Below are 1749 nucleotides of genomic sequence, written 5' to 3'. Positions count from 1 at the left end.
AACTCGGCAACGGACGCTTCCTGCTGTTCCGTGTCGGCGATTGCATTTCGATGCACAACATCCACGGCGCGATCTACGACGCGCTGCGTCTTTGCAAGGACTTTTGACGATGAGCCCGGCGTTTCTCATCACCGCGCTGTTGTGGGTATCGGTCGCCGGCCTTGCGTTCGCGGTCGCAAAACGGGCGGCTTACTGGCGTCTCGGACGGGCAACGGCAGCCGGTGCATTCGGCTGGACCAATCTGCTGACCATCCCGAAGCGCTACTTCGTCGATCTGCACCATGTCGTGGCGCGCGATCCGTACATCGCGAAGACGCACATCGCCACGGCAGGCGGCGCGATTGCGGCATTCGCGCTGGTCTTCGTCAACTACGGGCTCGCGCTCTATTCGCCGTGGCTCGACCGGCTGATCTTTCTCGCCGCGCTGATCATGCTGGTGGGCGCCGTGTTCGTGTGGCGGCGCCGTCATGCGAAGGACGTGCCCGCGCGTCTGTCGCGTGGTCCGTGGAATACGCTGCCGTGGCTGCTCGGTTCGTTCGCGCTCGGTCTGTTGCTGTACACGCTGCTGCCGGCTTCGGCGATGTCGGGCGGGCTCGCGATCGTCTTCGCGCTGCTGATCGCGGCGGGCGCGTTCGCGATGACGTTCGGCGCGGCGCGCGGCGGTCCGATGAAGCATGCGCTCGCGGGTCTCCTGCATCTCGCGTTTCATCCGCGTCAGGAACGCTTTGCTGCTGAAGGCGCTGCGCGCAAGGAACAGGTCGTTCCGCCGACGGCACTGAAAGCGCCCGTGCTCGAACAGAACGAGTATGGCGTCGGCAAGCCCGTCGAGTTTCGCTGGAACCAGTTGCTGAGCTTCGATGCATGCGTGCAGTGCGGCAAGTGCGAAGCGGCATGTCCCGCGTTCGCGGCAGGCCAGCCGCTGAATCCGAAGAAGCTGATCCAGGACCTCGTGACGGGCATGGTCGGCGGCACGGACGCCGCTTATGCCGGCAGCCCGACGCCCGGCATCAAGGTCGGCCAGCACGGCGGCGAGCCGCAGCGCCCGATCATCTCGAGCCTGATCGAAGCGGATACGGTGTGGTCGTGCACGACGTGCCGTGCCTGCGTGCACGAATGCCCGATGCTGATCGAGCACGTCGATGCCATTGTCGACATGCGCCGCAACCAGACGCTCGTGCACGGCACGGTGCCGGGCAAAGGCCCCGAAGTGCTCGCGAATCTGCGCGAGACGGGCACGGCAGGCGGCTACGACAAGGCGGCGCGCTACGACTGGTCGGTCGATCTGAGCTCGCCTGTCGCGCAGCCGGGCAAGCCTGTCGATGTGCTGCTCGTCGCCGGCGAAGGCGCGTTCGACATGCGCTACCAGCGCACGCTGCGCTCGCTCGTCAAGGTGCTGAACAAGGCGGGCGTCGACTATGCGGTGCTGGGTGCGCAGGAAACGGATACGGGCGACGTCGCGCGGCGTCTCGGCGATGAAGCCACGTTCCAGCGCATGGCGAAGCAGATGATGGGCACGTTGTCGACGCTGAATTTCAGGCGCATCGTCACCGCCGATCCGCACGTGATGCACAGCCTGCGCAACGAATACCGCGCGCTCGGCGGACGCTATGACGTGCTGCATCACACGACGTTCCTCGCCGAGCTGGTCGCGAGCGGCAAGCTGTCGACGAAAGCCGTCGATGCGTTCAACGACAGGAAGATCACGTATCACGATCCGTGCTATCTGGGCCGCTACAACGGCGAGACGGA

At 65.4% G+C, this 1749-nt stretch carries 1 protein-coding gene; it reads left to right on the top strand.

Annotated elements, in window-relative coordinates; genetic code table 11:
- Positions 1–109 precede the first annotated feature (109 nt).
- The coding region (locus tag BN2476_RS43860) for a (Fe-S)-binding protein (RefSeq protein ID WP_235851248.1) at positions 110–1749 on the top strand (1640 nt) is incomplete at its 3' end.

The sequence above is a fragment of the Paraburkholderia piptadeniae genome, from assembly GCF_900007165.1.
Classification (GTDB): Bacteria; Pseudomonadota; Gammaproteobacteria; order Burkholderiales; family Burkholderiaceae; genus Paraburkholderia; species Paraburkholderia piptadeniae.
The sequence above is the reverse complement of the archived record's forward strand: the minus strand, read 5'-3'. Positions and strand labels throughout refer to the sequence as shown.